Annotated in this window: 2 protein-coding genes; both read left to right on the plus strand. The window is 67.5% G+C overall.

Annotated features, from left to right (window positions below; translation table 11 throughout):
• Positions 1 to 309: penicillin-binding transpeptidase domain-containing protein (locus VGC18_RS13655; RefSeq protein ID WP_331098314.1), on the plus strand; the 309-nt coding region annotated here is incomplete at its 5' end.
• The coding region (locus tag VGC18_RS13660; protein ID WP_331098316.1) for a protein kinase domain-containing protein at positions 306 to 1,687 on the plus strand (1,382 nt) is incomplete at its 3' end. The genes VGC18_RS13655 and VGC18_RS13660, both read left to right, overlap by 4 nt.

Below are 1,687 nucleotides of genomic sequence, written 5' to 3' on the forward strand. Positions count from 1 at the left end.
TTCCAGCAGAAGGCGCTGAGCCAGCCCATCAGCGCGGCCACGAGCGCCACGCTCACCCAGCTCATGATCAACAACGTCAGCAATGGTGCGGCCAGTAATGCAAGAATTAGCGGAGTCGATGTGGCTGGCAAGACCGGAACAGCACAGAACGCGGAGGGCAAGCCATATACCCTCTGGTTCACCGGTTTTGCTCCGGCCAACGACCCAAAGGTTGCCGTGGCGGTGGTCGTGGAGAACGGCACGAGCTTCGGCAATGCGGTTGCTGCACCAATCGCGAAATCAGTCATAGAGGCGGTGCTTAACAAATGAGACCCACGAGCGGCCTCACTTTCGGAGGACGATACCAACTCTCCAGCCGGGTTGCCATCGGCGGGATGGGTGAGGTGTGGCAGGCGACGGATCTCGTCATCGGCCGCACCGTCGCGATCAAGATCTTGAAGGACGAGTATCTCGGCGATCCCGGCTTCCTGGAGCGCTTCCGCGCCGAGGCCCGGCACGCGGCCCTGGTCAACCACGAGGGCATCGCCAACGTCTTCGACTACGGCGAGGAGGAGGGCAGCGCCTATCTCGTGATGGAGCTCGTCCCCGGCGAGGCGCTCTCGACCATCCTCGAACGCGAGCGCGTGCTGTCGAGCGATCGTGTCCTCGACATCGTCGCCCAGACTGCGTCCGCCCTGCACGCCGCCCATTCCGCCGGTCTCGTCCACCGTGACATCAAGCCGGGAAACCTGCTGATCACGCCGGAGGGCCGGGTCAAGATCACCGACTTCGGCATCGCCAGGATCGCCGATCAGGTGCCACTGACGGCGACCGGACAGGTGATGGGGACGGTCCAGTACCTGTCCCCCGAGCAGGCCAGCGGACATCCGGCGTCCCCCACCACCGACATCTACTCGCTGGGCATCGTCGCCTACGAGTCCCTCGCCGGCCGTCGGCCGTTCACCGGTGAGTCGCAGGTCGCGATCGCCATGGCCCAGATCAACGAGGCGCCCCCCGAGCTCCCGATCACCATCTCCGAGCCGGTCCGCAACCTCGTCTACGCGTGCATCGCGAAGAACCCGGCCGATCGCCCCGCCTCCGCCGCCCATCTCGCACGGGCCGCCCAGGCGCTTCGACGGGGCGACGTGGCAGGGGCCGCGGCCGCCGTGCCCGGCGTGCTCGGCGCGGGGACGCTTCCCGCCCTCGAGCGCGAGAACGCCGTGACCCAGGCGACCCGCATCCTCACCCCGACCGTGATGATGACTCCCGAGGAGCCGCCGGCGACGACGGCCGCCACCGAGACCAAGCGTCGCAATCCCTGGACCTGGCCGCTCATCGCGCTCATCGGCATCCTGGTCATCGTCCTCGGAGGAACGCTCATCGCGCTCTTGGCCAACCCGTCGAGCCCGAAGGCAACCCCGACGCACACGAGCAGCTCCCCGTCGCCCTCGGCGAGCAGCCCGTCGCCGAGCCCCTCGGCCACGAGCGACCGGATCAGCATCACCGCCTCGCAGTTCATCGGCAAGAACGAGGCCCAGGTGCGCCAGCTCCTGGAGAGCATGGGGCTGGTCGCCAACATCCTCAGCGACCAGAGCCCTGCACCCTCTGCCGACAAGGTGGGCACGGCCTTCGACGTGAACCCGACCGGCAACGTCAGGCGCGGCGACACGATCAGCGTCAAGCTCTACGGCGACGTGCCGACGCCGAC

Source organism: Lacisediminihabitans sp., from assembly GCF_036404185.1.
Taxonomy (GTDB): Bacteria; Actinomycetota; Actinomycetes; order Actinomycetales; family Microbacteriaceae; genus Lacisediminihabitans.